The organism is Cupriavidus sp. BIC8F (genome assembly GCF_032465815.1).
GTDB classification, from domain to species: domain Bacteria; phylum Pseudomonadota; class Gammaproteobacteria; order Burkholderiales; family Burkholderiaceae; genus Cupriavidus; species Cupriavidus necator.
In genome coordinates this window covers 1,134,766-1,160,733 of sequence record NZ_CP136094.1, presented here as the reverse complement: position 1 = coordinate 1,160,733, position 25,968 = coordinate 1,134,766, and the positions used below count along the sequence as shown (strand labels likewise).

At 68.5% G+C, this 25,968-nt stretch carries 28 protein-coding genes; 17 read left to right on the top strand and 11 right to left on the bottom strand.

The genetic code is table 11. The annotated features are described in order from the left end of the window. Positions 1 to 92 precede the first annotated feature (92 nt). Complete coding sequence (gene gcl, locus RS901_RS05490; protein WP_013958346.1) at positions 93 to 1,877, bottom strand: glyoxylate carboligase; 1,785 nt, start codon at positions 1,875 to 1,877, stop codon at positions 93 to 95. 283 nt (positions 1,878 to 2,160) lie between these two features. Here gcl and RS901_RS05485 point away from each other — a divergent pair, with 283 nt between their 5' ends. From RS901_RS05485 to RS901_RS05475, 3 genes are all read left to right on the top strand, one after another. Further along, positions 2,161 to 2,856: a hypothetical protein gene (locus tag RS901_RS05485; RefSeq protein ID WP_316151840.1), complete on the top strand. Its 696-nt coding sequence runs from the start codon at positions 2,161 to 2,163 to the stop codon at positions 2,854 to 2,856. Between the two features lie 148 nt (positions 2,857 to 3,004). Next, on the top strand, positions 3,005 to 3,925 hold the full coding sequence (locus RS901_RS05480; RefSeq protein WP_010812145.1) for a LysR family transcriptional regulator: 921 nt from the start codon (positions 3,005 to 3,007) through the stop codon (positions 3,923 to 3,925). Between the two features lie 17 nt (positions 3,926 to 3,942). Beyond that, the gene (locus RS901_RS05475; RefSeq protein WP_316151839.1) at positions 3,943 to 4,311 is read left to right on the top strand and encodes a DUF2784 domain-containing protein; all 369 of its coding nucleotides are present in this window, start codon (positions 3,943 to 3,945) and stop codon (positions 4,309 to 4,311) included. A 10-nt stretch (positions 4,312 to 4,321) separates the two neighbouring features. Here the strand turns inward: RS901_RS05475 and RS901_RS05470 are convergent, their stop codons facing one another. The 5 genes from RS901_RS05470 to RS901_RS05450 all read right to left on the bottom strand — a co-directional run bounded on the left by RS901_RS05470 (position 4,322) and on the right by RS901_RS05450 (position 9,541). Beyond that, the gene (locus RS901_RS05470; protein WP_316151838.1) at positions 4,322 to 5,158 is read right to left on the bottom strand and encodes a crotonase/enoyl-CoA hydratase family protein; all 837 of its coding nucleotides are present in this window, start codon (positions 5,156 to 5,158) and stop codon (positions 4,322 to 4,324) included. A gap of 25 nt (positions 5,159 to 5,183) precedes the next feature. Continuing rightward, the gene (locus RS901_RS05465; protein ID WP_316151837.1) at positions 5,184 to 5,963 is read right to left on the bottom strand and encodes an enoyl-CoA hydratase-related protein; all 780 of its coding nucleotides are present in this window, start codon (positions 5,961 to 5,963) and stop codon (positions 5,184 to 5,186) included. A gap of 41 nt (positions 5,964 to 6,004) precedes the next feature. Continuing rightward, positions 6,005 to 6,808, bottom strand: a complete 804-nt coding sequence (locus RS901_RS05460) for an SDR family oxidoreductase (RefSeq protein ID WP_316151836.1) — start codon at positions 6,806 to 6,808, stop codon at positions 6,005 to 6,007. A gap of 592 nt (positions 6,809 to 7,400) precedes the next feature. Then, entirely contained in the window at positions 7,401 to 8,093 is a 693-nt protein-coding gene (locus RS901_RS05455; RefSeq protein ID WP_316151835.1) for a GntR family transcriptional regulator, read from the bottom strand. Between the two features lie 47 nt (positions 8,094 to 8,140). Further along, a complete protein-coding gene (locus tag RS901_RS05450) occupies positions 8,141 to 9,541 on the bottom strand; it encodes a C4-dicarboxylate transporter DctA (protein WP_041228234.1) in 1,401 nt (466 codons plus the stop codon). A 426-nt stretch (positions 9,542 to 9,967) separates the two neighbouring features. On the opposite strand from RS901_RS05450, the gene RS901_RS05445 reads away from it, so the two are divergent. Together RS901_RS05445 and RS901_RS05440 are read left to right on the top strand one after the other, a co-directional pair. Continuing rightward, entirely contained in the window at positions 9,968 to 11,224 is a 1,257-nt protein-coding gene (locus RS901_RS05445) for an allantoate amidohydrolase (protein ID WP_316151834.1), read from the top strand. Between the two features lie 59 nt (positions 11,225 to 11,283). Further along, the gene (locus RS901_RS05440) at positions 11,284 to 12,552 is read left to right on the top strand and encodes a M20/M25/M40 family metallo-hydrolase (protein ID WP_316151833.1); all 1,269 of its coding nucleotides are present in this window, start codon (positions 11,284 to 11,286) and stop codon (positions 12,550 to 12,552) included. A gap of 107 nt (positions 12,553 to 12,659) precedes the next feature. Here the strand turns inward: RS901_RS05440 and RS901_RS05435 are convergent, their stop codons facing one another. Next, a complete protein-coding gene (locus tag RS901_RS05435) occupies positions 12,660 to 13,241 on the bottom strand; it encodes an N-acetyltransferase family protein (RefSeq protein WP_316151832.1) in 582 nt (193 codons plus the stop codon). Positions 13,242 to 13,415: 174 nt separating this feature from the next. Between RS901_RS05435 and arsC the strand changes: the two genes are divergently transcribed. Beyond that, the gene (arsC, locus tag RS901_RS05430) at positions 13,416 to 13,775 is read left to right on the top strand and encodes an arsenate reductase (glutaredoxin) (protein WP_316151831.1); all 360 of its coding nucleotides are present in this window, start codon (positions 13,416 to 13,418) and stop codon (positions 13,773 to 13,775) included. An 88-nt stretch (positions 13,776 to 13,863) separates the two neighbouring features. Here the strand turns inward: arsC and RS901_RS05425 are convergent, their stop codons facing one another. From RS901_RS05425 to RS901_RS05415, 3 genes are all read right to left on the bottom strand, one after another. Beyond that, positions 13,864 to 14,091 carry a hypothetical protein gene (locus RS901_RS05425; protein ID WP_115213306.1) on the bottom strand — a complete coding sequence of 76 codons (228 nt, stop codon included), beginning with the start codon at positions 14,089 to 14,091 and terminating at the stop codon, positions 13,864 to 13,866. 205 nt (positions 14,092 to 14,296) lie between these two features. Continuing rightward, positions 14,297 to 14,953 (bottom strand): exonuclease, encoded by a 657-nt coding sequence (locus RS901_RS05420; protein WP_316151830.1) that lies wholly within the window; start codon positions 14,951 to 14,953, stop codon positions 14,297 to 14,299. Positions 14,954 to 14,957: 4 nt separating this feature from the next. Then, a complete protein-coding gene (locus RS901_RS05415; RefSeq protein WP_316151829.1) occupies positions 14,958 to 15,608 on the bottom strand; it encodes an MBL fold metallo-hydrolase in 651 nt (216 codons plus the stop codon). Between the two features lie 282 nt (positions 15,609 to 15,890). On the opposite strand from RS901_RS05415, the gene RS901_RS05410 reads away from it, so the two are divergent. Continuing rightward, positions 15,891 to 16,658, top strand: a complete 768-nt coding sequence (locus RS901_RS05410; protein WP_316151828.1) for a septal ring lytic transglycosylase RlpA family protein — start codon at positions 15,891 to 15,893, stop codon at positions 16,656 to 16,658. Positions 16,659 to 16,745: 87 nt separating this feature from the next. On the opposite strand, the gene rsmI is transcribed toward RS901_RS05410, so the two are convergent. Beyond that, a complete protein-coding gene (rsmI, locus tag RS901_RS05405) occupies positions 16,746 to 17,654 on the bottom strand; it encodes a 16S rRNA (cytidine(1402)-2'-O)-methyltransferase (protein WP_316151827.1) in 909 nt (302 codons plus the stop codon). Positions 17,655 to 17,672: 18 nt separating this feature from the next. Here rsmI and RS901_RS05400 point away from each other — a divergent pair, with 18 nt between their 5' ends. The 10 genes from RS901_RS05400 (at position 17,673) to RS901_RS05355 (ending at position 25,830) form a co-directional block, all read left to right on the top strand. Continuing rightward, positions 17,673 to 18,068 carry a YraN family protein gene (locus tag RS901_RS05400; RefSeq protein ID WP_316151826.1) on the top strand — a complete coding sequence of 132 codons (396 nt, stop codon included), beginning with the start codon at positions 17,673 to 17,675 and terminating at the stop codon, positions 18,066 to 18,068. A 63-nt stretch (positions 18,069 to 18,131) separates the two neighbouring features. Beyond that, a complete protein-coding gene (locus tag RS901_RS05395) occupies positions 18,132 to 18,719 on the top strand; it encodes a phosphoheptose isomerase (RefSeq protein ID WP_316151825.1) in 588 nt (195 codons plus the stop codon). A 47-nt stretch (positions 18,720 to 18,766) separates the two neighbouring features. After that, the gene (locus RS901_RS05390; protein WP_316151824.1) at positions 18,767 to 19,627 is read left to right on the top strand and encodes a BON domain-containing protein; all 861 of its coding nucleotides are present in this window, start codon (positions 18,767 to 18,769) and stop codon (positions 19,625 to 19,627) included. A 167-nt stretch (positions 19,628 to 19,794) separates the two neighbouring features. Then, the gene (locus RS901_RS05385) at positions 19,795 to 20,145 is read left to right on the top strand and encodes a c-type cytochrome (protein ID WP_316151823.1); all 351 of its coding nucleotides are present in this window, start codon (positions 19,795 to 19,797) and stop codon (positions 20,143 to 20,145) included. Between the two features lie 15 nt (positions 20,146 to 20,160). After that, entirely contained in the window at positions 20,161 to 21,426 is a 1,266-nt protein-coding gene (locus RS901_RS05380) for an NAD(P)/FAD-dependent oxidoreductase (protein ID WP_316151822.1), read from the top strand. 114 nt (positions 21,427 to 21,540) lie between these two features. After that, positions 21,541 to 22,431 carry an EamA family transporter gene (locus RS901_RS05375; protein ID WP_316151821.1) on the top strand — a complete coding sequence of 297 codons (891 nt, stop codon included), beginning with the start codon at positions 21,541 to 21,543 and terminating at the stop codon, positions 22,429 to 22,431. Positions 22,432 to 22,479: 48 nt separating this feature from the next. After that, entirely contained in the window at positions 22,480 to 22,899 is a 420-nt protein-coding gene (locus tag RS901_RS05370) for a metalloregulator ArsR/SmtB family transcription factor (RefSeq protein ID WP_316151820.1), read from the top strand. Positions 22,900 to 23,015: 116 nt separating this feature from the next. Then, the gene (soxC, locus tag RS901_RS05365) at positions 23,016 to 24,365 is read left to right on the top strand and encodes a sulfite dehydrogenase (protein WP_316151819.1); all 1,350 of its coding nucleotides are present in this window, start codon (positions 23,016 to 23,018) and stop codon (positions 24,363 to 24,365) included. Beyond that, positions 24,349 to 25,386, top strand: coding sequence for a c-type cytochrome (locus RS901_RS05360; protein WP_316151818.1), 1,038 nt, complete (start codon positions 24,349 to 24,351; stop codon positions 25,384 to 25,386). Before soxC ends, RS901_RS05360 begins: the two co-directional genes overlap by 17 nt. 117 nt (positions 25,387 to 25,503) lie before the next feature. Continuing rightward, positions 25,504 to 25,830, top strand: a complete 327-nt coding sequence (locus RS901_RS05355; protein ID WP_316151817.1) for a c-type cytochrome — start codon at positions 25,504 to 25,506, stop codon at positions 25,828 to 25,830. Positions 25,831 to 25,968 lie beyond the last annotated feature (138 nt).

Sequence of the window (25,968 nt, the reverse complement as noted above, 5' to 3'; positions counted from 1 at the left end):
GTGTTGTCGTTCTGCCGGTGCAGAACCGGTGATACAGGGGCGCTGGATTTGCGCGGGCCGTAGCCCGCGCTTCCATGTTGGAATGGTGCTGCTTACGCCGTTTCCACTTCTTCCTTCAGGATCGCTTCCTCGATGTCCTCGAGGTCTTCGATCGGCTCGAACTCGTTGACGTTGTCGATCTCGGTGCCCATCGCGATATTGGTCACGCGCTCCAGGATCACCTCGACCACCACCGGCACCGAGAACTCGGCCATCAGGTCACGCGCTTCGGCAAAGGCCGGGGCGATGTCTTCCGGCTTGAACACGCGGATCGCCTTGCAGCCCAGGCCTTCGACCACCTTGACGTGGTCCACGCCGTAGCCGTTCAGTTCAGGCGAGTTGACGTTGTCGAAGGCCAGCTGCACGCAGTAGTCCATCTCGAAGTTGCGCTGCGCCTGGCGGATCAGGCCGAGGTAGGAGTTGTTCACCACCACGTGGATGTACGGCACCTTGAACTGCGCAGCCACGGCCAGCTCTTCGATCATGAACTGGAAGTCATAGTCGCCCGAGATCGCCACCACATCCGAATCCGGCGAGGCGGTCTTCACGCCGATCGCGGCCGGGATGGTCCAGCCCAGCGGGCCAGCCTGGCCGCAGTTGATCCAGTGGCGCGGCTCGTTGACCGACAGGAACTGCGCCGCGGCGATCTGCGACAGGCCGATGGTGCTGACGTAGCGCACGTCGCGCGGGAAGTACTGGTTCATCTCGCGGTACACGCGCTGCGGCTTGACCGGCACGTTGTCGAAATCGCTCTTGCGTTGCATGGTACGGCGGCGCTTCTGCACGTCGGCCACCCACGACTTGCGGCACGGCAGGCGGCCGGCCATCTTCATTTCGCGGGCAACTTCAACGAACAGTTCCAGCGCGGCCTTGGCGTCCGACACGATGCCCAGGTCCGGGCCGAACACGCGGCCGATCTGGGTGGGCTCGATATCGACGTGCACGAACTTGCGGCCCTTGGTGTAGACGTCGACGCTGCCGGTGTGGCGGTTGGCCCAGCGGTTGCCGATGCCCATCACGAAGTCCGATGCGAGCAGCGTGGCGTTGCCATAGCGGTGCGAGGTCTGCAGGCCGACCATGCCGGCTTGCAGCGGGTGGTCGTCGGCCAGCACGCCCCAGCCCATCAGGGTCGGCACCACCGGCACGTTGACCAGTTCGGCGAACTCGACCAGCAGTTCCGCCGCGTCAGCGTTGATCACGCCGCCGCCGCACACGATCAGCGGGCGCTCGGCCGCGTTCAGCATCGAGATGGCCTTCTCGATCTGGGCGCGCGAGGCAGCCGGCTTGTACGGCTGCAGCGACTGGTAGGTGTCGACATCGAATTCGATCTCAGCCACCTGCACATCGAACGGCAGGTCGATCAGCACCGGACCCGGGCGGCCCGAACGCATGATGTGGAAGGCTTGCTGGAACACTTGCGGCACCAGGGCCGGCTCGCGCACGGTCACGGCCCACTTGGTCACGGGCTTGGCGATCGATTCGATATCGACGGCCTGGAAGTCTTCCTTGTACAGGCGGGCGCGCGGGGCCTGGCCGGTAATGCAGAGGATGGGGATCGAATCGGCCCAGGCCGAGTACAGGCCGGTGATCATGTCGGTGCCGGCGGGGCCCGAGGTGCCGACGCACACGCCGATGTTGCCCGGCTCGGCACGGGTGTAGCCTTCGGCCATGTGCGAGGCGCCCTCGACGTGGCGGGCCAGCACGTGGTTGATGTTGCCCGACTTGCGCATTGCCGAGTAGAACGGGTTGATGGCCGCGCCCGGCACGCCGAATGCCGTGGTCACGCCTTCCTTCTCCAGCACGGCGATTGCCGCGTCGATTGCTCTCATCTTTGCCATGATCTTGTCTCCAGTGATGGTGTGAATTCCGTTGGAGTCGATCCTATTCCCGCAGGTGGGGTGGGATAAACAGAAGGGAGATCAGTTGATTCGATACCTGGGGTACGCAATATCGCCTTGGAAGCCCGATTGGACGGTCGGCGAGCGTACGCCGGGGTAGGCAATTGGATATGTGGTGTGACGGTACGGGCACGCAGCGCAGCGGTGGGTACGGGCCGGCGCCGGCGGGCCGCCGCAGCGCAGTGCGGCAAAATGGCGGGATTCCTCGCCATCCGGGCCGACCATGTATTCCAGGCTGCCGTCTACCTACGAACTGCTTGAAGCGCTTGCCGCCGCCCCGCCCGGGCCGGCTGCCGACCCTCCGGCGCCGGGCGGCCGCCTCGGGCGCGCACTGTGGGTGGGCTTTATCGCGGCGCTGGTCGCGACCATCCTGAGCGGCGCGGCCCTGGCCGCCTGGCGGCTGTGGCTGAAGCACCCGGTGCCGCCGTGGTCGCTGCGGACCTTCGAGGCGCTGCTGGCCCTGTCGGCCGCCTGCTATGTCGGCGCCGGACTCACGCGCGCCGGCACCGTACTGGCCAGGCTGCGCCATCCGCTGCGCTGGCAGGCCGCCGAGATGGACCGCCACAGCGCGGCCGAGGATGCGCTGCTGCGCCGGCTGGCGCGCATCCCGCCGCCGCAGCTGCAGGCGCGCCAGCGGCGCGTGGTGTTGCAACTGCGGTTGTGGGAAGGTGCTGCGCGCACCCTGGCAATGCTCCTGGCACTGGCGCCGGCCGCGGCCGTGGTGGCCGCACTGCCGCGTCAGCAGGCCATGGCCGGGGCGCTGCTGTGGCTCTACGGCGTGATGGTGGTGACCGGCGCGGCCTGCTACCTGTACCTGCACGTGCAATGCAGCCGGCCGCTGCGGCGGCTGGCCCATGTGCTGGGCGAAGCGGCCGAGATGAACGCGCAGGTCAGGGCGCGGGCGGCTCCGGGCGGTTGATACCGCACCGGCGCGGGGTGACGCGGCCTGCCCCTGGCAGCGGCCCTGACGCCGCCGTATGCGGATGCCGCGATCCTGCCCATCAGCCGCGCAGGGATGCCACATCCCCGGGGATGCCGCACAATGGCGCCCGGGAGACGAATATCCGATGGACAAACTCAAGCAAATCGAAGCCTTTATCGCCGTGGTGGAGCACGGCAGCATGGCGGCCGCGGCGCTCACGCAGAACGTGACGCCGGTGATGATCGGCCGCCGCATCAACGCGCTGGAAGCCCGCATCGGCGTCAAGCTGCTGCACCGGTCCACGCGCCGCATCGCCGTGACCGAGCAGGGCGCGGTGTTCATGGAGCAGTGCAAAAAGGCGCTGGCCGACCTGGACCGCGCCGAGATGCTGATTGCCGAAGGCAAGCACAAGGCCACCGGCCACCTGATCGTTTCGGCACCGGCGGCGTTCGGGCGCAAGCACGTGGCACCGCACGCGCCGGCGTTTCTCTCGGCCAACCCGGAAGTGCAGATCTCATTCAACCTGACCGACCGCGTGGTCGACCTGGTGCGCGAAGGCTATGACGTCGGCATCCGCATCGGCGGCGCCATCGACCCGAACTTTGTCGCGATCAAGCTGGCGTCGAACAAGCGCGTGGTGTGCGGCACGCCGGCGTACTTTGCCAGGTACGGCGTGCCGCAGACGCTGGACGACCTGGCCCAGCACAACTGCCTGGCGTTCAACCTGCAGGGCGGCCAGCAGCGCGGCTGGTACTTCAGCCAGAACGGCAAGACCGTGACCGTGCGCGTCAACGGCAACCTGGACTGCAACGACGGCGAGCTGCTGCACCGCTGGACCGGCGAGGGCCTGGGCCTGGGCTGGCGCTCGACCTGGGAGATCCTGCCGCAGCTGGAGAGCGGCGAGCTGATCACGGTGCTGGACGAATACGCGCTGCCGGCCTACGACATCCTTGCCGTGTACCCGCAGCAGCGCCCGGTGCCGGCCAAGATCCGTTTCTTCATCGAGCACCTGAAGGCGCAGTTCGCGCGCCCGGGCTACTGGATGGACACGGCGGGCGGCAACTGAGGCCGCCGCCGAGCGCGATGCCGATCACAGCCTGGCTGGCCGACCTGGTGGTCATCGTGCACGGGCTGTTTATCCTGTTCGTGGTGGCGGGCGGCCTGCTGGTATTGCGCTGGCCGCGTGTCGCATGGCTGCACCTGCCCGCGGCGGCATGGGGCGTGCTGATCGAATGGTCCGGCTGGATCTGCCCGCTGACGCCGCTGGAAAACACGCTGCGCCAGGCTGCCGGGCAGGCGGGCTACAGCGGCGGTTTTGTCGAGCGCTACCTGTTGCCGCTGATCTATCCGGCCGGGCTTACGCCGGCGGTGCAACTGTGGCTCGGCGCGGTGGTGCTTGCGGTCAACCTGGCGGTCTATGCGCTGTGGTGGCGCCGACGGCGCCACCACTGAGCGCGTTGCTTCAGCCCGCCGGCTCGAAGCGCGGCGCGCGCTTCTGCATATTGGCCAGCACTGCCTCGACCTGGTTGGGCGAGCCGACCAGCCGGTCCTGCTCATCGGACTCGGCCTGCAGGATGGCGGCATTGTCGCCGCGCTCCACCACGGCCATCAGGCGCTTGGCCGCGCGGATCGCATCCGGGTTCTTCTGTGCCACCTGGCGCGCGGCTTCCAGCGCCGCGGCGCGCGGGTCGTCGGCCAGGTAGGTGCCAAGGCCCAGTTCGCAGGCTTCGGTGCCGCTCAGCACGCGCGCGCTGTAGATCAGCTCGCGCAGCACGTCGGGGCGCACCAGTCCGCGCGTGAGCACCATGCCGGCCATGTCGGGCACCAGCCCCCATTTCATTTCCATGACCGACAGCCTGGTATCGGGCGCGACGTAGCGTACGTCCGCCCCCAGCGCCACCTGCAGCCCGCCGCCGAAAGCCACGCCGTGGACCGCCGCGAAGACCGGCACCGGCAGTTCGCGCCAGACCATGCACGCGTACTGCGGGCGATTGGACATGCCGTTGGTGCGCTTGCCGAGGCGGCCCGCGCCGATGCTGTCGTTGTGGGATTCGCCGCCACCGTCCGACAACATGCCCGCCATGCGGCCCATGTCCAGCCCCGCGCAGAAGGCGCGGCCTTCGCCGGACAGGACCACGGCGCGCAGGTCGGGCATGCGCGCGAGTTGCTCGCCGGTCTCGATCAGCGCGTCGAACATGGCCTGGTCGAGCGCGTTCATCTTGTCGGGGCGGTTCAGGCGGACGTCGGCGACGCCGTCTTCGATGGTGACGAGGATACGTTCGTTGCTGCTGGCGCTCATGCGCTGGCTCCTTGGAATGGGGTTCTCAACGGCCCTTGTACTGCGGCTTGCGCTTCTCCATGAAGGCGGCCACGCCTTCCTTGCAGTCATCGCTGCGGCTGGCACGCGACTGCAGCGTGGCTTCGACTTCGAGCTGCGTGGCCAGGTCGTTGTCGAAGCTCTGGTTGAGGGCTTCCTTGATCATGCCGTAGGCCATGGTCGGCATGGTGGCCAGGTGGCGGGCCAGCTTGCCGGCCTCGTCCTGCAGCGCGTCGTCGGCGTGGACCTTCCACACCAGGCCGATGCGCTGGGCTTCCTCGGCATCGATCTTCTCGGCCAGGATGGCCAGCGCGCGGGCGCGCATCTCGCCGGCATAGCGCGGCACGAAGTAGGTGCTGCCAGCGTCCGGGACCAGGCCGATCTTGGAGAAGGCCTGCAGGAAGCTGGCCGAGCGAGCCGCCAGCACTACGTCGCCCGCCAGCGCCAGGCTCATGCCGGCACCGGCGGCCACGCCGTTGACCGCGGTGACGACCGGCTTGGGCATCTGGCGCAGCGTCATGATGATCGGGTGGTAGCGCTCGCGCAGCAGCGTGCCGGAATCGGTGATGCCATCCTTGCCGCGCGCGGCCAGGTCGGCGCCGGCGCAGAAGCCGCGGCCCGCGCCGGTGATCAGCACGGCGCGCACCGCGGCGTCGCCGGCGGCGCGCTCTACGCCCTCGCGCAGCTCGCGCATCAGGTCGCCGTTCATCGCGTTGAGCACGTCCGGGCGGTTCAGGGTCAGCGTGGCCACGCCTTCGCTGGCTTGATAGAGGACGGATGCCGTCATGGGGGGTCTCCTGGTCTCGTGGTCGGTATTCGGTACGGTGATTACTGCGGCTTCTTCAGCGCATCGGCCGAGGCGTCGCCCAGCTTGCTGCCGCCGTCGCAGTCGAGGATGGTGCCGGTGACGTAGTGCGCGTTGTCGCTGCTCAGGTACATCGCGGCATCGGCAATATCGTCCTTGGTGCCGTAGTCGCGCAGCGCCAGGCGCGCCTTGTAGCGAGCCTCGACCTCGGGCGTGGGCGCCAGCCGCGCCATGCCTTCGGTGTCGGCGATCGGGCCGGGCGAGATGCCGTTCACGCGCACGCCGGCCGGGCCCCATTCCATCGCCAGGCACTTGATCAGCATGTTGATGCCGGCCTTGGCGGCGCAGGCATGGGCCTGGAACATCATGGCGTTGACCGCCTGCGGCGCGGTGATCGCGATCAGCGACGCACCCGGCTTGGCCAGGTGGTCGAAGCTGGCGCGGAACACGTTGAAGGTGCCGAGCAGGTCGATATCGACCACGGTCTTGAAGGCATTGGCCGACATGCCCACCACGGGCGCGAGGAAGTTGCCCGCGGCGCCGGAGATCACCACGTCGATCGGCCCCAGTTCATCCTGGGCGCGTGCGAAGGCCGCTTCCACGGCGGCATAGTCGCGCACGTCGGCGGCCATGCCGATGGCGGTGCCGCCGGCTGCGGTGATGGTTTCGGCGGCGGCCTGGATGCGCTCGGCGGTGCGGCTGATCAACGCCAGCTTCGCCCCGGCGCGCGCGAAGCCGTGCGCGATGCCGAGGTTGATGCCGGAGGAGGCGCCGGCGACGAATACAGTCTTGCCGGCAAAGGCGTCGGGGCGGAAGGCACTGGGCATGGGAAGTCCTCTCGATCGATGGTCAGGCGATGCGGGCCGCGATCCGGCGTCGGGCAGGACCGTGGCGGGGCGAAATGCAGGGGAGTGCTAGCGCCGGCGGCGTGGCTGCACGGCAGGTATCGCGCGATGGCGCATGACGGTCTCCATGTATCTGTTCTGGCGTACGTCCGCCCCGGGTGCTGCGAGGGCGGCGCCGGCCTCTGGCTCGGGCCTCCGGCATCCTAACCCGAAGCCGGAATTCGATTTCGCGTATTGCCGGCAATGCTGGCCGCCCCGGACGCAACAATTGGAGCGCCGGGAACGCCGTCCGGGCGCTGCAACTAGCTGGCGGGAAAGGGAAAAACGGGTGCGGGACCGCGTGGCGGCCAAGCGGCGGGACAGGGCGCCATTCCGCAGCGCAAAACCCAGTCCTCAGAAAAAAGAAAGCCCGCACACCGTTGCAGCGTGCGGGCAGCCTCCCGACGATGAGGTGCCGGAAGGCGGAGTGCTCATGAAGTGCGCCCCCGCGTCTTCATGGCGGGGTCAAGTGTGCGCGCGGGCGGCGGATAACACCTTGACTCACGTCAAGCGGGGCCGCGAACGCGCATGCAGGCTAGGCCAGCAGCGCGGTCACCAGGTCCTTGCCGCGCGACACCGGCGCGGTTTCCTCGAAATGCAGCGCACCTTCCACGTGGCCCAGGTGGTCCACCATCAGCGCGACGGCCCGCTCGACATCGCCGGCGCGGGCGGCCTCGATGAATTCGCGGTGCTCGTCGGACGAGCAGGCCGCGTCGCGGCGCGACTGGTACAGCATGGTGATGACCGCGCTGCGCGTCGACAGCTCGCGCATCATCTCGGTCAGCACGCCGTTGCCGACCACCTCGGCCAGCACGATATGGAAGTCGCCCAGCAGCCGGGTGCGCACCTGCGCATCGTTGCCAGTCAGCGCCTTGCGTTCGGATGCCAGGTGCTTGTCGATGCGCTTGTAGTCGGCCGGGGTCGCCTTGGCGACGAACTCGCGCGCCAGCGCCGCTTCCAGGATGCGGCGCACCGCGAAGACCTCGCGCGCCTCCTCGGCGCTGGGCTTGGCCACGAAGGCGCCCTTGTCCGGCACGATCTGGATGACCTTGTCCTTGGACAGCATCAGCAGCGCCGCGCGCACCTTGGTGCGGCTGACGCGGTAGACACTGGCCAGGGCCTCCTCGCGCAGCTTGGTGCCGGGCGGCAGGCGGTGCGAAACGATGGCCGCGACAATGTCTTCGGCGATCGCCTCGGCGGTCATGTCAGGATCGATATGCTCGGGCATGGCAGCGCACTTGCGCAGAGGCTGCGCGGTTGGGGAGATGCGTGATTCTATCGCCCTGGCACGGCGACCGGAGATCCGGCGTCCACGCCGTCCTCCGCCATCGCGGCCAGACCCGCATCCAGGTCGGTCGCTTCAATGGTGCCGTTGAGCACGCCATGGGCCCGTTCGCGGTCGATATCCTTCTCCCAGGCGGCCACCACCACGGTCGCCACGCAGTTGCCGATCAGGTTGCCGAGCGCGCGGGCAATGCCGATGAACCAGTCCACCGACAACACCAGCACCAGTCCGATGGCGGGAATCGCCGGGTGCGCCGACAGCGTCGCCGCCAGGATCACGATGGCCGAGCCGGGGATGCCGTGCGCGCCCTTGGAGGTGACCAGCGCCACCGCCAGGATGCCGAGCAGGTCGCCCAGCGCCAGCGGCGTGTTGGTCGCCTGCGCGATAAAGACCGCGGCCAGCGTCAGGTAGATCGAGAACGCATCCAGGTTGAACGAGTAGCCGGTCGGGATCACCAGGCCCACCACCGACTTCTTGATGCCCATGAACTCCAGCTTCTTCATCACCTGCGGCAGCACGCTGTCGGACGAGGCCGTGCCGAGCACCACCAGCAGCTCGGCGCGCAGGTAGCGGATCAGCTTGATCACCGAGAAACCGCACACGCGCATGATCGTGCCCAGCACCACCAGCACGAAGATGGCCACCGCGCCGTAGAACAGGAACACCAGGAAGCCGAGCTGCTTGAGCGAGCCGATACCGTACTTGCCCACGGTAAAGGCCACCGCGCCCAGCACGCCCAGCGGCGCCAGCTTGATGATGAAGCCCATCATCTTGAACAGCGTGTGCGAGAAGGTATCGATCAGCCTGACCAGCGGCCGGCCCGGCTCACCCACCAGCGACAGCGCGCAGCCGAACAGGATCGATACCACCAGTACCTGCAGCACGTCTCCATTGGCAAAGGCACCGAACACGGTATTGGGGATCAGCTTGAGCAGGAAATCGACGGTGCCCTGGTCCTTCACCTTGGTGGCATTGTCGATATAGCCGGCGATGGCCGACGCGTCGAGTGAGCGCGGGTCGACATTCATGCCGACGCCGGGCTGGAACACATAGGCCAGCAGGATGCCCAGCGCCAGCGCGATGGTGGTGACGATCTCGAAGTACACCACCGCCTTGATGCCGACGCGGCCGACCTTCTTCAGCTCGCCCGCACCGCAGATGCCGGCCACCACCACGCAGAACACGATCGGGCCGATCAGCATCTTGATCAGCTTGATAAAGGCATCGCCAAGCGGCTTGAGCTTGGCGGCGAACTCGGGGAAGGCCAGGCCGAGTGCCGTGCCAATCACCAGGGCAATCAGCACCTGGCCAAACAGCGAACGGGTGAAGCGGGTATGCAAACGGGGCTGGGGGGTGCCGGGGCGGGGCTGCGAGGGAACTGCATGCTGCATGGTTGTCTCCGTACCGGGCCGGTCCGGCGCCTGTGCATTGGCTGGTGCTGGCTGGCCCATCTGATCCAGGAATCACCGGCGGCCCCGTACTGCTCTACTGGCGGGTGGCTGCCGGCCTTACGTTCCGTGCGGGGCTTCCGGGTCGGGAGCGCGCCACCTCGCGGACAGCCCCCCTGTTGAGGCGGAATCCACGCAATCGCCTGTCCGGACCGGATTGTCCGCGGCAAATTGTCTGAACGTGGAAGCGAATATAGTGCATATCATTTTTGTATGCAATTTTTGAATTCACTGTGCTACCATGAATCGCACAGAATAGAGCTTCGGCCCGGGCGCCCCGCCCGCGCCGGCAGGCCTTGCGGCAGACGCCGGCGGGCCTTGCCGGACCACCCGCCGCGGCGTTCACGCACTTCCAGCAGGAGACAACGCATGGCAGCAAATCCGTCGCCGTCCGCCGCAGAGACTGGCACGCGCATCATGGCCTGGGCCGACGCCCTGGCCGTCCACACCGAGCAGCCCGGCATGCTCACCCGTACCTACCTGACCGAGGCCCACCACGGCGCCGCCGCGCAGCTGACCGAATGGATGCAGCAGGCCGGCATGACGGTGCGGCGCGACGCCGCCGGCAACGTGATCGGCCGCTATGAGGGCACCACACCCGACGCGCCCGCGCTGCTGACCGGTTCGCACTTCGACACCGTGCGCGACGGCGGCCGCTATGACGGCAACCTGGGCGTGATCCTGCCGACCGCGTGCGTGGCCGAATGGAACCGCCAGGGCAAGCGCTTCCCATTTGCGATCGAGGTGGTCGGCTTTGCCGAGGAAGAGGGCGTGCGCTTCAAGGCCACCCTGCTGGGCAGCCGCGCCATCGCAGGGACCTTCGACAACAACGTGCTCGACAACGTCGACGACTCCGGCAAGACCATGCGTGAAGTGATGCGTGAGGCCGGTTTCGACGCCGCTGCCTTGCCCGCCGCCAAGCATGACAGCAGCAAGGTCGCGGCCTTCATCGAAGTCCATATCGAACAAGGCCCGGTGCTGCTCAATGAAAACCTGCCGGTGGGCGTGGTGACCGCCATCTCTGGCGCCACCCGCTTTATCGTCGAGCTCGAAGGCCTGGCCGGACACGCCGGCACGGTGCCGATGGACATGCGCCGCGACGCCGCCATGGCCGGGGCCGAGATCGGCCTGTATATCGAGAAGCGCTGCGGCGGCAAGCCGGGCCTGGTCGGCACGGTCGGCCAGTTCAACGTGCCCAACGGCGCCGCCAACGTGGTGCCCGGCCACGCGGTGTTCTCCATCGACATCCGCTCGGGCGCTGACGCCGAGCGCGAGGCCGCCGTCAACGACGTGCTGGCCGAGATCGAGCGCGTGTGCGCGCGCCGCAACGTGCGCCCGCAGGTCCGCAGGACTCATGAGGCGAAGAGCGTCCCCTGCGCCCCGTGGCTGCAAGAGCAATGGGCCGCCGCGATTGCCCGCCAGGGCGTGCCGGTGCGCCACCTGCCGTCGGGCGCCGGCCACGACGCCATGGCCATTGCCGCCATCGCCGACGTCGCCATGCTGTTTGTGCGCTGCGGCAACGGCGGCATCAGCCACCATCCCACCGAAACCATGACCGCCGAGGATGCAGCCCTGTCCGCGCGCGTGTTCAGCGATTTCGTCGAGCACTTCTGCCTGCCGCAGTAAGCCAGCGCAGATTCCCCGGAACCCACCCGAACCCTCCTCCGTAGTTGAGAGAACAAGTCATGACCGCACGAGACAATATGAACCCCACTGAAACCACGCTGACGCAATTCATCGACCAGCACCGTCCGGAACAGGAAGCCTTCCTGGCCGAACTGGTCAAGGTGCCCTCGGACAACCCCGCAGGCGACTGCGAAGCCCATGGCAAGCGCGCCAAGGAACTGCTGGAGGGCCTGGGTTTCACGGTGGAGGCGCACAAGGTGCCGGACGAGCTGGTGAAGGCAGCCGGCATGATCAGCGCCACCAACCTGATCGTGCGCAAGCAGTTCGGCACGGGCGGCCCGACCATCGCCATGAACGCCCACGGCGACGTGGTGCCCCCGGGCCTGGGCTGGACCAAGGACCCGTACGGCGGCGAAGTGGCCGACAGCGAGCACGGCCCGGTCATGTACGGCCGCGGCGTGGCGGTGTCCAAGTCGGACTTCGCCACCTACACCTACGCCGTGCTGGCGCTGATGGAAGCCGAGAAGCAGGGCGCGAAGATCAACGGCGCGGTCGAGCTGCAGTTCACCTATGACGAGGAAACCGGCGGCGACATCGGTCCCAAGTTCCTGCTCGACAACAACCTGAGCAAGGCCGACTACGCCATCTCGGCCGGCTTCTCGTACGGCATCACCTCGTCGCACAACGGCTGCCTGCACGTCGAAGTGACGGTCAAGGGCAAGCAGGGCCACGCCGCCATGCCGCATACCGGCGTGGACGCGATCGAAGCCGCCACCCACATCCTGCAAGCCATCTACGGCCTGCGTGCCGAGCTGGCCACGCGCAAGTCGAAGGTGCCGGGCATCGACACCGCCACGCTGAACGTGGGCCTGATCAAGGGCGGCATCAACACCAACGTGGTGCCTGACCTGGTGACTTTCCGCGTCGACCGCCGCATGATCCCCGAGGAAATCGGCTTCAACGCCGAAGGCGAGATCCGCGCCGTGGTGGAAAAGGCCGCCAAGGACCGTCCGGGCATCGAAGTGAAGGTCGAGCGCATCATCCTGGCCGAGCCGCTGTCGGAACTGCCGGGCGTGGAAAAGCTGATCGGCGCCCTGAAGAGCCGTGCCGAGTCCGTGTTCGGCGTGGAGATCCCGGTGCAAGGCGTGCCGCTCTACACCGACGCGCGCCACTACACCAAGCGCGGCATCCCGACCGTGCTGTACGGCGCCGGCCCGCGCACGCTGATGGAAGCCCGTGGCCATAACTCGGACGAGAACCTGCGCCTGAACGACCTGAACCGTGCGACCAAGGTGGTGGCGCTGGCGCTGTCGGACCTGATGAAGTAAGGCTTGGGCGCCGGCAGGCGCCGGGCTTTGCTGCGCAAGATGCCACGGAGGAATCCGTGGCGTTTTTGTTTTTTAGGACTTGGCTGAAGCCGTCCAGGTCGATCCGCCTACTCCGGCAGCGTCGTCGCCCCCACCCCCAGCACCCGCTGCATCAGCACCGTATCGATCCATTGCCCGTGCTTGAACCCCACCGCCTCCAGCCGGCCGACGGTGCGGAAGCCCAGCCGTTCATGCACGGCCAGCGAACCCGTGCCTTCGCCGCCTGCGGTGCACGCGATCACGGCGACCATCTGGCGCCAGGGCCCGGTCTCGCAGCGGGCGACCAGTTCGGCCAGCAGGGCCTGGCCCAGGCCCTCGCCGACGCGGCGGTGGTCGACATAGATCGAGTCCTCGATGGCAAAGCGATAGGCGCTGCGCGCGCGGTAGGACGAGGCATAGGCATAGCCCAGCACCTCGCCGTCGCGCACGGCGACCAGGTAGGGCAGGCCCTTGCGCTGCACTTCGGCAAAACGCTGCTGCATCTCGTCCAGGCTCGGCGGCGCTTCCTCGAACGAGGCGCGGCCGTGCAGCACATGGTGCGCGTAGATGGCGTGGATGGCGGAGACGTCGGCGGGCGTGGCGTCGCGCAGGGTGAAGGGTTTGCGCGTGCCGGCGGACGGCGTCGTGGCGGAAAGGGTAGTGGAAGTCATCGGGAATGGCGCCCTATGCAAGGACTTGGGGCAACGCAGGATGCGTGCCGGGCACATGCACCAGCGTGATGCTGCGCGAGGGCCGGTGTCTTGTATATAGTGCGGATTGATTTGCACCGCATTAGTGCCAACGCCCCGGGGCGGGGCACGGCAACGACAAGAAAGGACCCTGCCATGATCACCATCTACCACAACCCCCGCTGCTCCAAGTCGCGCGAAACGCTCGCCCTGGTCCAGGCCGCCATCGAGCGGCTGGGCGAACCGGTGGAAATCGTGGAATACCTGAAAGAGCCGCCGTCGCTGGCCACGCTGCGTTGGTTGCACACCATGCTGGGCGTGCCGGTGCGCGAGATGCTGCGCGACAACGAAGCGCCGTATGCCGAGCTGGGCCTGGCCGATCCCGGCCTGACCGAGGCCGAGCTGCTGGCCGCCGTGGCCGACAACCCGATCCTGATGCAGCGTCCGGTGGTGGTGCGCAACCGCCGCGCCGCGATCGGCCGGCCGCCCGAGAACGTGGCGCCGCTGCTGGCCTGAGCCAGCCAATGCACGGCCCCGAATAAAACCGGCCCCCACGTTGTGGGGGCCGGCCGGTGCTTGAGGCAAACAGCTTCAGGCGGGTCGTCTAATGAACACCCAGCCAGTGCATGGCCTCCTGACCGAAAGCGATGGCCGCCAGCACGACCAGCAGCACCACCAGCGTCACTGTGCTGATGTATAGCGTGGCCTTGGCGACTTCGGCGTCCTCATCCGAGGTGTGGCGATGGGTAATGGGCGTGGCGCCCCGCGTGGCATGCGGCCAATGGATCCGGCCGGCCAGGTCTCTCAAGTGCAGGTCGGTAGGAAAACGCATGATCGACACCTCCTCGGCAGGCGCGGCGCGGTCCGGGCAACATGGCTCAAACGGCATGGCGTGGCTGCGCAAGTGCGCCGGATACTCTGTGGCTCGTTTCGCCCGGTACGCCATATCCGCTTCTACTATAGGCGCGCTGGCGTCAGATGCGAACGCAAGCCTGCAAGGGGCGTGCCGCCGGGGCTGCCGCGGCGCAGCAACCGGTTCAGGGTTGCTCGGGCGAAGGTGAGGGCTCGCTACCGTCCGTTTCCGCATCGGGTACCAAGCTGGCCAGTGCAGCCTCGCGCTCACGCAGCGTAGCCAGCATGTTGCAGAACAGCGCACCCTGTTCGAGCGCATCGTCCAGAGCCACATGGGTGTGCGGCAGCGGATCCATCCAGGCGGCGGGGAAGGCCGCCTTGACGGTCTTGCGATAGGGGCGCCCGGTCAGCGCAAAGCCCAGCGTCTTGATGTCGAGGGCGGCCCAGCCAAAGGGCGAGCGCCCGGCGAACCGCATCATGTACCAGAACATCCAGGTGAAATCGAAGCCGGCCGGGAAGGCCACGAAGACCGGCTTGCCGGGCAGGCTCTCGACCCATTCGACATAGCGGACCATGGCGTCCTCGGGCCGCTGCAGGTCGCGCCGGCAGGCGCTCCAGGCCTCGGGCTGGGTCTGCCACCACTGCATCTGCACCGGGTGGCCGGCGGCGCCGGGCAGGGTCTCGAGGTTGGCGGAGAAGGTGCCCACCACGGTCTTGTCCGCCAGCATCGCCGCGGACGCGAACGACAGCATCGAATGCGGGCCCGGGATCGGGCCGTCGGCCTCCACGTCGGTGCTGACGTAGATCTCCGGGCGGGTGTCGGGCGCCTGTCGCTTGGCCACGGCCTCAGCCCACGTCGATCAGGTGATCGGCCACGAACGGGTTGTTGCGGCGTTCCTCGCCGAATGTGGAGACCGGGCCGTGCCCGGGGATGAAGGTCACGTCCTCGCCCAGCGGCCACAGCCGCGTGCGGATCGAGCGGATCAGGTCGGCGTGGTTGCCGCGCGGAAAGTCGGTGCGGCCGATCGAGCCGGCGAACAGCACGTCGCCCACCACTGCCAGCCGGTTGGCGCGTGAGAAGAACACCACGTGGCCGGGCGTGTGGCCGGGGCAGTGGTAGACCTCCAGCGTCTCGTTGCCGAACTGCACGGTGTCGCCGTTCTCCAGCCAGCGGTCTGGCTCGAAGCTCTCGGCCTGGCCGAAGCCGAAGCGGCGCGTCTGCTCGGGCAGCTGCTCGATCCAGAAGCGCTCGTCCTGCTGCGGGCCTTCGATCGGGATGCCCAGCTCGCGCGCGAGCGCCGGGGCGCCGGCGCAGTGATCGACATGGCCATGCGTCAGGAAGATCTTTTCCAGCGTGACGCCTTGCTCCTTGACCGCCGCGCGGATGCGATCCAGGTCGCCGCCGGGATCGCAGACCGCGGCGCGGCCGGTGCTTTCATCGATCAGCAGCGAACAGTTTTGCTGGAAGGGCGTGACGGGAATGAGCAGGGCTTTCATGGACGATTTCTTGTGCGCCGGACGCCTTCTGGCCGGGCGCCACGGACTGGCCTGCACGGACGGCGGGCGGTGCCCAGCATTGTAGCGCCGGGCGGCGATTCACCGCCCCCGATGCAAGTCGCGTGCTTTATGCGTTACCCGTCGCGGAAGCCGCTCTCGGGCGGAAATCCCTTGCTACAAGCGGGATTCCGGGTAGATGGGCCACGATGGTGCGAAATCGCACAGACTTCGTAACAAATTGAAAGAGATAGTCGTAAAGAGTCAATGTTAGACATGCCGCCCATGTTACGGATCTCCGCTCTCATCAAGCGCTGGCAACGGCTGGCCAGGCTCGGCGCATGCACCGCATGCGCCGTGGTGCTGGCCGCCTGTGCCACGCCCCCTGAAGGCGGCAACGCAAGCAACGACAACGCTGGCGCCGTGCCCACGCGCGCGGCAAAGAACGGTAAGGCCGGCAAGACCGATCGCACCGACGCCGACAAGTCCGCGCGTGCGTCGGACAGCGGCAGCTGGAACCTGTTCGGCTATGACGCGGACGAAGGCCGCAGCGGCAGCTCTCTGGAAGGCCTGCGCGCCGACATCGGCACGTTCGAGCAGCGCGGCGTCGCGTCCTGGTACGGCAAGGGCTTCCACGGCCGCAAGACCGCCAACGGCGAACGCTTCGACATGCGCGCCATGACCGCCGCCCATCCTTCGCTGCCGCTCGACAGCTGGGTGCTGGTGCGCAACCTGCGCAATAACAAGGTAGCAGTGCTGCGCATCAATGACCGCGGGCCGTACCACGGCAACCGCGTACTGGACGTGTCCTTCGGAGCCGCACGCCGCCTTGGCTTTGTCGAACGCGGCGCGACGAACGTCGAAATCCGCCGCCTGACGCGCACCGAAGTGGCCGCGTTGGGTCCGCAGGTCGATGCCGGCGGCACCGAGGCCGGCGACGGCAGCGGCGACGACGACGTATCCGTGCCGGAACTGGCCAACTCGCTGGCGCCTGCCAAGGCGCGCAAGTCGACCAGGGCCAGCGGCAAGACCGTCAGGCGCACACGGCGCTGACCAGGGCAGCGCCGCCGCATGCCGCCGCGCGCTGACACCTCCGCTTTACTTTCCTCCTCCCCATCCCGGGACCACGCGCGGGCCGCGTCAGTCCTCTGCCTGTCCCGCGCGCTGCGCCAGCGCCAGCTGGTAGAGCGCATCGGTGCCGGCGCCGGTGATGGCGGCCGCCAGCTTGGCGGCGCGCTTGGCCGGCAGTTCCGCCAGCAGCAGCGCCAGCACGCGCTGGGCTTCGGCATCCGGCAAGCCGTCCGCAGCAGTTGCGGCGCCAGCGCCTTGCACCACCAGCACAAATTCCCCCTTGGCCCGGTTCGGGTCGGCGGCCAGCCAGGCCGGCGCCTGCGCCACCGGCAGCACCGCGATGTCCTCGAACAGCTTGGTCAGTTCACGCCCGACCAGCAGCCGGCGCTCGCCTGGCAGGCCCGCGGCCAGCGCGGCCAGCGTGTCGGCAATGCGGTGCGGCGCCTCGTAGCAGACCCAGGCGTGGTCCAGCGCCGCCAGCCGGGCGATGGCCTCGGTGCGCGCCTTGGGCTTGCTGGGCAGGAAGCCGACAAAGGTGAAGCGGCCCTCACCGGCATCGAGCATGTCGCCCGCCACCGACAGCGCGGCCACCGCGGCACTGGGCCCGGGCAGCGGCACCACCGGATGGCCGGCGGCGCGCACCGCCTCGACCAGGCGCGCACCCGGGTCGGAGATGCCCGGCGTACCGGCATCCGAGACGTAGGCGATGCGCTCGCCGGCTGCCAGGCGCGCCGCGATGCGGCCCGCGGCCTCGCGCTCGTTGTGCTCGTGCACGGCCACCAGCGGCCGCTGCAGGCCCACGCGCGACAGCAGCTGGCCGGTATTGCGGGTGTCTTCGCAGGCCACGGCGTCGGCCAGGCCGAGCACATGCAGCGCGCGCAGCGACAGGTCGGCGACGTTGCCGATGGGCGTGGCCACGACATAAAGGGTGCCGGCCGGGTAGGACTGGCTGGCCGCCAGGGAGATCCAGTCACTCATGCTTGAGAACTTCCGTTGATGCGATCATTCAAATCCACCACGCAGTTGCAAACCACACAGCGACGCGGTGCGCAGGCAGAGGACCGGGCCCTGGCACACCTGCGGCGCCAGGGCCTGGAGCCCGTGGTTCGCAATTATCGCTGCAAAGGCGGCGAGATCGACCTGGTCATGCGCGCGCCGGACGGCACGCTGGTGTTCGTGGAGGTGCGCCAGCGCAGCGGCCGGGGCTTCGGCGGCGCGGCGGCCAGCGTCACGCCGGCCAAGCAGCGCCGCGTGCTGCTGGCGGCCGCGCACTACCTGGCCACACTGGCGCAGGTGCCGCCGTGCCGCTTCGACGTGGTGGCCCTGGAACCGGGCCGGCTGGACTGGCTGCAGCATGCCTTTGACCAGGATGCCGCCGGGGCTGGTTCATAATGCGCGGCAGACCCTAAGGTACGATCCGCGGATCGCAATGGCAACAACAAGGCCCCCAGAGCCATGAGTATCGACAGTATCCAGCAACAGTTTCTAGACAGCGCCGAGACCAAGCGACATGCCGCGGCGGAGATGGCCCCCTATATCAACGCCGCCGTGGAGCGGATGGTCGGCGCGCTGACCAGCGGCAACAAGATCCTGGCCTGCGGCAACGGCGGCTCCGCAGCCGATGCGCAGCACTTTGCCGCCGAACTGGTCGGGCGCTTCGAGCGCGAGCGCCCGGGCCTGGCCGCGATCGCACTGACCACCGACAGCTCGATCCTGACCGCGATCGGCAACGACTATGACTTCAGCAAGGTGTTTTCCAAGCAGGTCGAGGCGTTGGGCCAGCCCGGCGACATCTTGCTGGCGCTTTCCACCTCGGGCAATTCGGCCAATGTGATCGCCGCCATCGAAGCCGCGCGCCAGCGCGAGATGGCCGTGATCGCGCTGACCGGCAAGGGCGGCGGCACCATCGCCGGCCTGCTCGATGAATTCGATATCCACCTGTGCGTGCCGAGCGAGCGCACCGCGCGCATCCAGGAAGTGCACCTGCTGACCCTGCATTGCCTGTGCGACGGCATCGACGAGGCACTGCTCGGGGAAGCCTGATGCTGCCCTTCCTCCCATTCCCAACATCCAGCCACAGCAAGGACCGCATGACGAACCTGCCCACTACGCAAGCCCCCCGGAACGGCGCCGGCGCGCGCCATCCTTCCCGCACCTCCGGCCTTGGCCGCGCCAGCCTGGCCGCGGCGGCCGTGCTGGTCTGCGCCACCCAGCTCGCCGGCTGCTTCCCCGTGATCGCCGGCGCCATGGGGACCGGCGTGGCCATGGCCACCGACCGCCGCCCGGCCGCCACCCAGACCGTGGACCGCGGCCTGCAGCTCGAGGCCGAGAACACCATCAACTCGCGCTACAGCGGCCAGGCACGCGTCAACGTGACCGTGTTCAACCGCAAGGTGCTGCTGACCGGCGAGGCCAGCAACGACAACGTCAAGCAGCAGATCGAACAGTACGTGCGCGGCCTGCCCAATGCGCGCGTGGTGATCAACGAGCTTGAGATCGTCAACTCGCCCGGCTTCATGACCCAGAGCCAGGACGCCTACCTGACCAGCAAGGTCAAGACGCTGATGATGACCGCCGAGGGCGTGCCGTCCAACTCGATCAAGATCACCACCGAGAAGAGCGTGGTCTACCTGCTGGGCGTGGTGACCGCGGCCGAGGGCGACCGTGCCACCGACGTGGCGCGCAATGCCTCGGGCGTGACCAAGGTGGTCAAGGCCTTCGACTTCGTCAACGACACCGAGCGCGCGCGCCTGGACGCAGCTTCCACCTCGCAGAACCCGTCGTTCGACGGCAACGTCGGCACGCCGGCGCCGGTGCAGTCGGTGCCGGGCGTGGGCGGTCCGATCGATGCGCCGGCCGGTGCCGCCGCTGGCACCACGGCGACCACCAGCCCGGTCGCCGCACCGGTGACTTCGCCGGTGACGCTGCCGCCGGGCCGCAACCTGCCCTGAGCGCGCCCGGTCCAGCTTCCGGGGCCGATCTCAACGGCGTCCGCTCATGCGGACGCCGTTTGTCCTTCTGCGGTTTTCACCGCACACCGTCCCGCCCGATGTGCTACGGTTGCCACGCCGGCCGCCCCCAGCGGAACCCAGCGCCGGCCCCCACACGGAGCGAGACCATGACAATCTTCCCCCGGCCCGCTGTGTTGCTGCGGCTGGCGCTGCTGGCCGCGGCGCTTTGCGGCGCCCGGTCGGCGCTGCCGGCAGACAGTGCCGCCCCTGCCACCGATGCCGCGCTGCGTGCGCGCAGCCAGGCCGCCGCCTGCACCAGCTGCCACGGCCCCGCCGGGCGCGCGCCGGCGGGCAGCACGATCCCGCCGCTGGCGGGCCGCCCGCAGGCGGAACTGGCCGCGCAGATGCAGGCCTTCAAGGCCGGCACGCGGCCGGCCACGGTGATGCACCAGATTGCCAAGGGCTACAGCGACGACCAGATCGCGGCCATCACGGCGTGGTTCGCCGCGGTGCGCTGACAGCGGGGGACTACCATGCAAAGACGAAGCTTCCTGGGCGCCGCGGGCGCCGCAGTACTGGGTTCGGTCGGGGTCGGGGCGGCACGCGCCGCGGCGCCGGCCAAGGTGGTGGTGGTGGGTGGCGGCTACGGCGGCGCCACCGCTGCCCGCTACCTGCGCGAGTGGAGCGGGCAGGCGATCGAGGTCACGCTGGTCGAACCCAATCCGGCCTTTGTCTCCTGCCCGCTGTCGAACCTGGTGCTCGGCGGCAGCCGGCAGCTGGCGGACCTGACCTTGCCGTACGACGCGCTGGTGCGCCGCCACGGCGTGCGGCTGGTGCGCGATACCGCCGTGGCCATCGACCCGGCCAAGCGGACCGTGCGCCTCGCGGGCGGCGCCACGCTGCCGTACGACCGCCTGCTGCTGTCGCCGGGCGTCGACATGATGAGCGATGCGCTGCCCGGGCTGAAGCAGCCCGGCGGCGACCAGGTCCTGCACGCGTGGAAGGCCGGCCCGCAGACCGTGGCGCTGCGCCGCCAGCTGGAGGCCATGCCGGACGGCGGCACCTATGCCATCAGCATCCCGCTGGCGCCGTACCGCTGCCCGCCGGGACCGTACGAGCGCGCCTGCCAGGTGGCGTACTACTTCAGGCAACACAAGCCGCGCAGCAAGGTGCTGATCCTCGATGCCAACCCGGACATCACCTCCAAGGCCGGGCTGTTCCGCAAGGTGTGGGCGTCGCAGTACCCGGGCCTGGTGGAATACCGGCCGCAGTTCAACGCGGTGGATGTGGACCCCGCCACGCGCACGCTCAAGTTCGACGTGCAGGACGACGAGCGTGTCGATGTGCTCAACGTGCTGCCGCCCCAGCGCGCCGGCGCGATCGCGGTGTCGGCGGGGCTGGCCACCGCCAATGGTAAGTGGTGCGAGGTGGACTTCGTCACCTTCGAGTCGCGCGCCGCGGCCAATATCCACGTGATCGGCGATGCCATCCAGATCGCGCCGCTGATGCCCAAGTCGGGCCATATGGCCAACCAGCACGGCAAGGTCGCGGCGGCGGCCATAGTGGCGCTGCTGTCGGACCGGGCACCCGACCCGCAGCCGCTTTACAACAACACCTGCTACAGCTTCACCTCCGACCGCGAGGCGGTGCACGTGGCCAGCGTGCATCGCTATGACGCGGCGCAGAAGACCATGGTCACGGTGCCCGGATCGGGCGGGTTGTCGGAGGCGCCGAACCAGCTCGAAGGCGACTACGCGCTGGCGTGGGCAAAGGGCATCTGGGCGGAGATGCTGGGGTAGGGACAGGACGGCTCGCCCTGCCGCTCGGCAGGCGTGAGCCATGCCCCGAAGGCCGCGGGCTGCTACCCTACGGGTTTTGTCCGGCGCTCCGCCGGGCCGCACCCCCAGCCCCCCATGCAAGCCAGAGACCGTCTCCTCGCCCTCGCCATTGTCTGCGTCTGGGGCGTCAACTTCGTCGTCATCAAGGTCGGCCTGGCGGGCGTGCCGCCGATGCTGCTGGGTGCGCTGCGCTTCCTGCTGGTGGCGTTCCCGGCGATCTTCTTCGTGCCGCGCCCGCGCGTGCCGTGGCGGCTGCTGCTGGCCTACGGCGTCACCATCAGCCTGGGCCAGTTCGCCTTCCTGTTCTACGCCATGGCGGTCGGCATGCCGGCCGGACTGGCCTCGCTGGTGCTGCAGTCGCAGGCCTTCTTCACGCTGGCCATTGCGGCGCTGTGGCTGGGCGAGCCGGTGCGCTGGCACAACATTGCAGGCATGGCGGTGGCGGCGGGCGGGCTGGCCTTGATCGGTGCCGGTGCCGGCAGCGCCGGCGGCATGAGCGTGGCGGGCTTCGTGCTGACGCTGTGCGCGGCGTTCTGCTGGGCCAGCGGCAATATCGTCAGCAAGAAGATCGGCCCGGTCGACCTGCTGGGGCTGGTGATCTGGGGCGCGCTGATCCCGATTGTGCCGTTCGCGCTGCTGTCGCTGTGGGTCGAGGGCCCGGCGCGCATCGTGCAGAGCGTCACCCATGTGTCGGGCATGGCCGTGTTCGCCGTGGCCTACCTGGCCTTTGCGGCGACGGTGTTCGGCTACACCATGTGGGGCCGCCTGCTGACGCGCTACCCGGCCAGCCAGGTGGCGCCGCTGACGCTGCTGGTGCCGGTGGTGGGACTGGTGTCGGCGCATGTGCTGCTGGGCGAGGACCTGTCCAGCGCGCAGTGGGCGGGCGCGGCCGTGGTGATGGCCGGGCTGCTGCTCAATGTGTTCGGCCAGCGCCTGTGGGCGGGCAGGGCGCTGGCGCGCCGCTGATCCTCGCCGCCACGATTATGCTGTGCCGCATCAGTGGGTAAACACTATATGCGCATTCACGCATATACGAATATATTAGGTGCCATGGAAGAGCTGGATCGCGTATTCGAAAAGGTATCGGGCTACTTCAGCCTGTTGGCGGAGCCGACGCGGCTGAAGATCCTGCACGCCTTGTGCGATGGCGAGAAGCCAGTCAGCACGGTGGTCGAGACGGTGGGTTCGTCGCAGACCAATGTGTCGCGGCATCTCAACGCGATGTACCGCTCGGGCGTGCTGTCGCGCCGCAAGGAGGCGAACCTGGTGTTCTACGCCATTGCGGACGAAAGCGTGATCGAGCTGTGCCGCACGGTCTGCGTGCAGGTGGCGAGCCGGCTGGAGGACAGCGCCTTGTCCTCCGGCGTGGTCGACCGCTTCATGGCACAGCCGGCACCAGAGCCGTCAGCGCGCAAGCGCCGCACGGCCAGCTAGCCGCGCTACCACTCTTCCGGCAGGAAACGGATCGCTGCTGTACCCGTTGCAGCGCCCCGTATAACAGGCACGCCGACCGGTCCCCGATCGTCGCGAGCGCGCCGGAGGAGACTGATTTGCAGGAACGGAACCGGCCCGGGCGCATTGCGCCCGCGCCCGAGCACTTCGTCAGCGCATCGCTGCAGCAGGACATCGGCCGGCACGGCCTGGACGCGCCGCGGCGCGACTTCCTGCGCAAGAGCTTCCTCGGCGCCGCCGCGGGGATTGCCGCCGCCACGGCGGGCCGCCAGGCGCTGGCGGCCGACGGCGATCCCGCCATCCTGCAGCCGCAGCCCTGGGCCACCTCGCTCGGCCAGCCGGTGGCGGCACGCCCGTACGGGCAGCCCTCCGTGCATGAGAATAACCTGGTGCGGCGCGAGTCGCCGGGCCTGACGCGCGTCTCCGCCGCTTCGGTGGCCTTCGCGCCGCTGCAGGGCTTCTTCGGCATCATCACGCCCAACGGCCTGCATTTCGAGCGCCACCACCAGGGCTGGCACGATATCGACCCGGCCCATCACCGGCTGATGCTCAACGGCCTGGTGCGCACGCCGCGCGTCTACACCATGGACGACCTGATGCGCCTGCCGGCGGTATCGCGCATGCATTTCATCGAATGCGGCGCCAATACCGGCATGGAATGGGGCAATGTGGCCGTGCCCACGGTCCAGTACACCCACGGCATGCTGTCGTGCTGCGAGTTCACCGGTGTGCCGCTGCGGGTGCTGCTGGACGATGCCGGCGCCGACCTGCGCCGCGGCCGCTACCTGCTGGCCGAAGGCGGCGATGGCTCGTCGATGACGCGCACCATCCCGATGGAGCTGGCCGACGAGATCATCGTCGCCTGGGGCATGAACGGCGAAATGCTGCGCCCCGAGAACGGCTATCCGCTGCGGCTGGTGGTGCCGGGCGTGCAGGGGGTGTCGTGGGTCAAGTGGCTGCGCCGGCTGGAGCTGGGCGACCAGCCCTGGAACGCCAAGGACGAGACCATCCACTACGTGGACATGATGCCGGACGGCAAGCTGCGCCAGTACACCTCGATCCAGGAGTGCAAGTCGGTCATCACCACGCCTTCGGGCGGGCAGCAGCTGGTGGGCAAGGGCTTCTACAACATCAGCGGGCTGGCGTGGTCGGGGCGCGGGCGCATCAAGCGTGTCGATGTCTCGACCGACGGCGGGCGCAACTGGCGCACCGCGCGGCTGGAGGCGCCGGTGCTGTCCAAGTGCCTGACGCGCTTCAACCTGGACTGGGTCTGGGACGGCGGCCCCGCCATCCTGCAAAGCCGCGCCATCGACGACACCGGCTATGTGCAGCCGAAGCTGGGGCAGCTGCGCGCGGTGCGCGGCACGCGCTCGATTTACCACAACAACGCGATCCAGAGCTGGCAGGTGGCGGCAGGCGGCGAGGTGTCCAATGTCCATGTGGGCTGAACTCAGGACCGCCGCCGCCCTGGTGCTGGCAGCCGTCAGCGCCGCCCCGGCCTGGGCAGGCACGGCTGACGCGCGCGCGGCACTTGGCCGTACCGCCACGCCCGCCGAAGTCGCCGCGTGGGACATCGACGTGCGCCCGGACTTCCAGGGCCTGCCCAGAGGCAGCGGCACGGTGGCGCAGGGGCAGAGGGTCTGGGACGGCAAGTGCGCGTCGTGCCACGGCGACTTCGGCGAATCCAACGAGGTGTTCTCGCCGCTGGTCGGCGGCACCACCGCCGAAGACATCAGGCGCGGCCGCGTGGACGGCATGACCGGCAACCAGCCGTACCGCACCACGCTGATGAAGGTCAGCACCGTCAGCACGCTGTGGGACTACATCCACCGCGCCATGCCGTGGAACGCGCCCAAGAGCCTGAGCGTGAGCGACGTCTACGCGGTCACCGCCTATATGCTGCATCTGGGCGAGATCGTCCCGGCCGACTTCACGCTGTCTGACGCCAATATCGCCGAGGTCCAGCGGCGCATGCCCAACCGCGACGGCATGACCACCGGCCACGGACTATGGCCGGGGCGCGGCCGGCCGGACACGCGCAATACGGCCTGCATGAAGGACTGCGCCGGCAAGGTGGTGATTGCCTCGTCGATACCGGACTATGCCCGCGATGCCCATGGCGAGCTGGCGCAGCAGCAGCGGGCCTTCGGCCCGGTGCGCGGTGTGACCGCGGGCAATGCCGCACCAAAAAGTGCTGCATCAGCGTCTTCGGAGCCGGCCGCGCCGGGAGCGCGCCTCACCGGCCAGTACCAGTGCATGGCCTGCCACGCGATGGACCGCAAGCTGGTGGGGCCGTCCTTTGTCGACATTGCCGGCAAGTACAAGGGCCAGGACGCGCATGCCGCGCTGGCGCGCAAGGTCAAGGCGGGCGGGCAGGGCGCATGGGGCAGCGTGCCGATGCCGCCGCAGCCGCAGATCCCGGATTCGGACGTGCAGGCCATGGTGGGCTGGATTCTTGAGGCAAAATAGCGGACTGGCCACCGCAGTGCCCCCAGGCGGCGGCCAGTGTGTGCCGCGAAGCCATTGCAGTACGACCCAGCGGCCTTTGCCGTCCCCACGGCTTTACAGAGTTTGGAGAGCTTAACAATGAAGCAGTTTGTCATCGCAGCGCTGATGCTCGGCGCCGCCGCATCGGCCCACGCGGTCGATGCCGCCAAGGCACAGGAGATCGCCAACAAGAACGCCTGCATGGGTTGCCACCAGGTCGACAAGAAGCTGGTCGGTCCTTCCTACAAGGAAGTGGCCGCCAAGTACAAGGGCGACAAGAACGCCCTGGCGACCCTGACCAAGAAGGTCAAGAGCGGTGGCTCGGGCGTCTGGGGCCCGGTGCCGATGCCCGCCAACGCGGCGGTCAGCGACGCCGACCTGAAGACCGTGGTCGAGTGGGTGCTGGCTGGCTCCCCCGCCAAGTAAGCCTGACCGACCAGGCGGGCAGTCCGCCGATGCACCAGGCCGGGCGGTGAATGCCGCGCGGCTTGGGACAACCAGCGGCCGGCCATGTACCGGCCGCATGAAGATCCCCGAAGCGGTCATCGACCGACTGGAACGGAG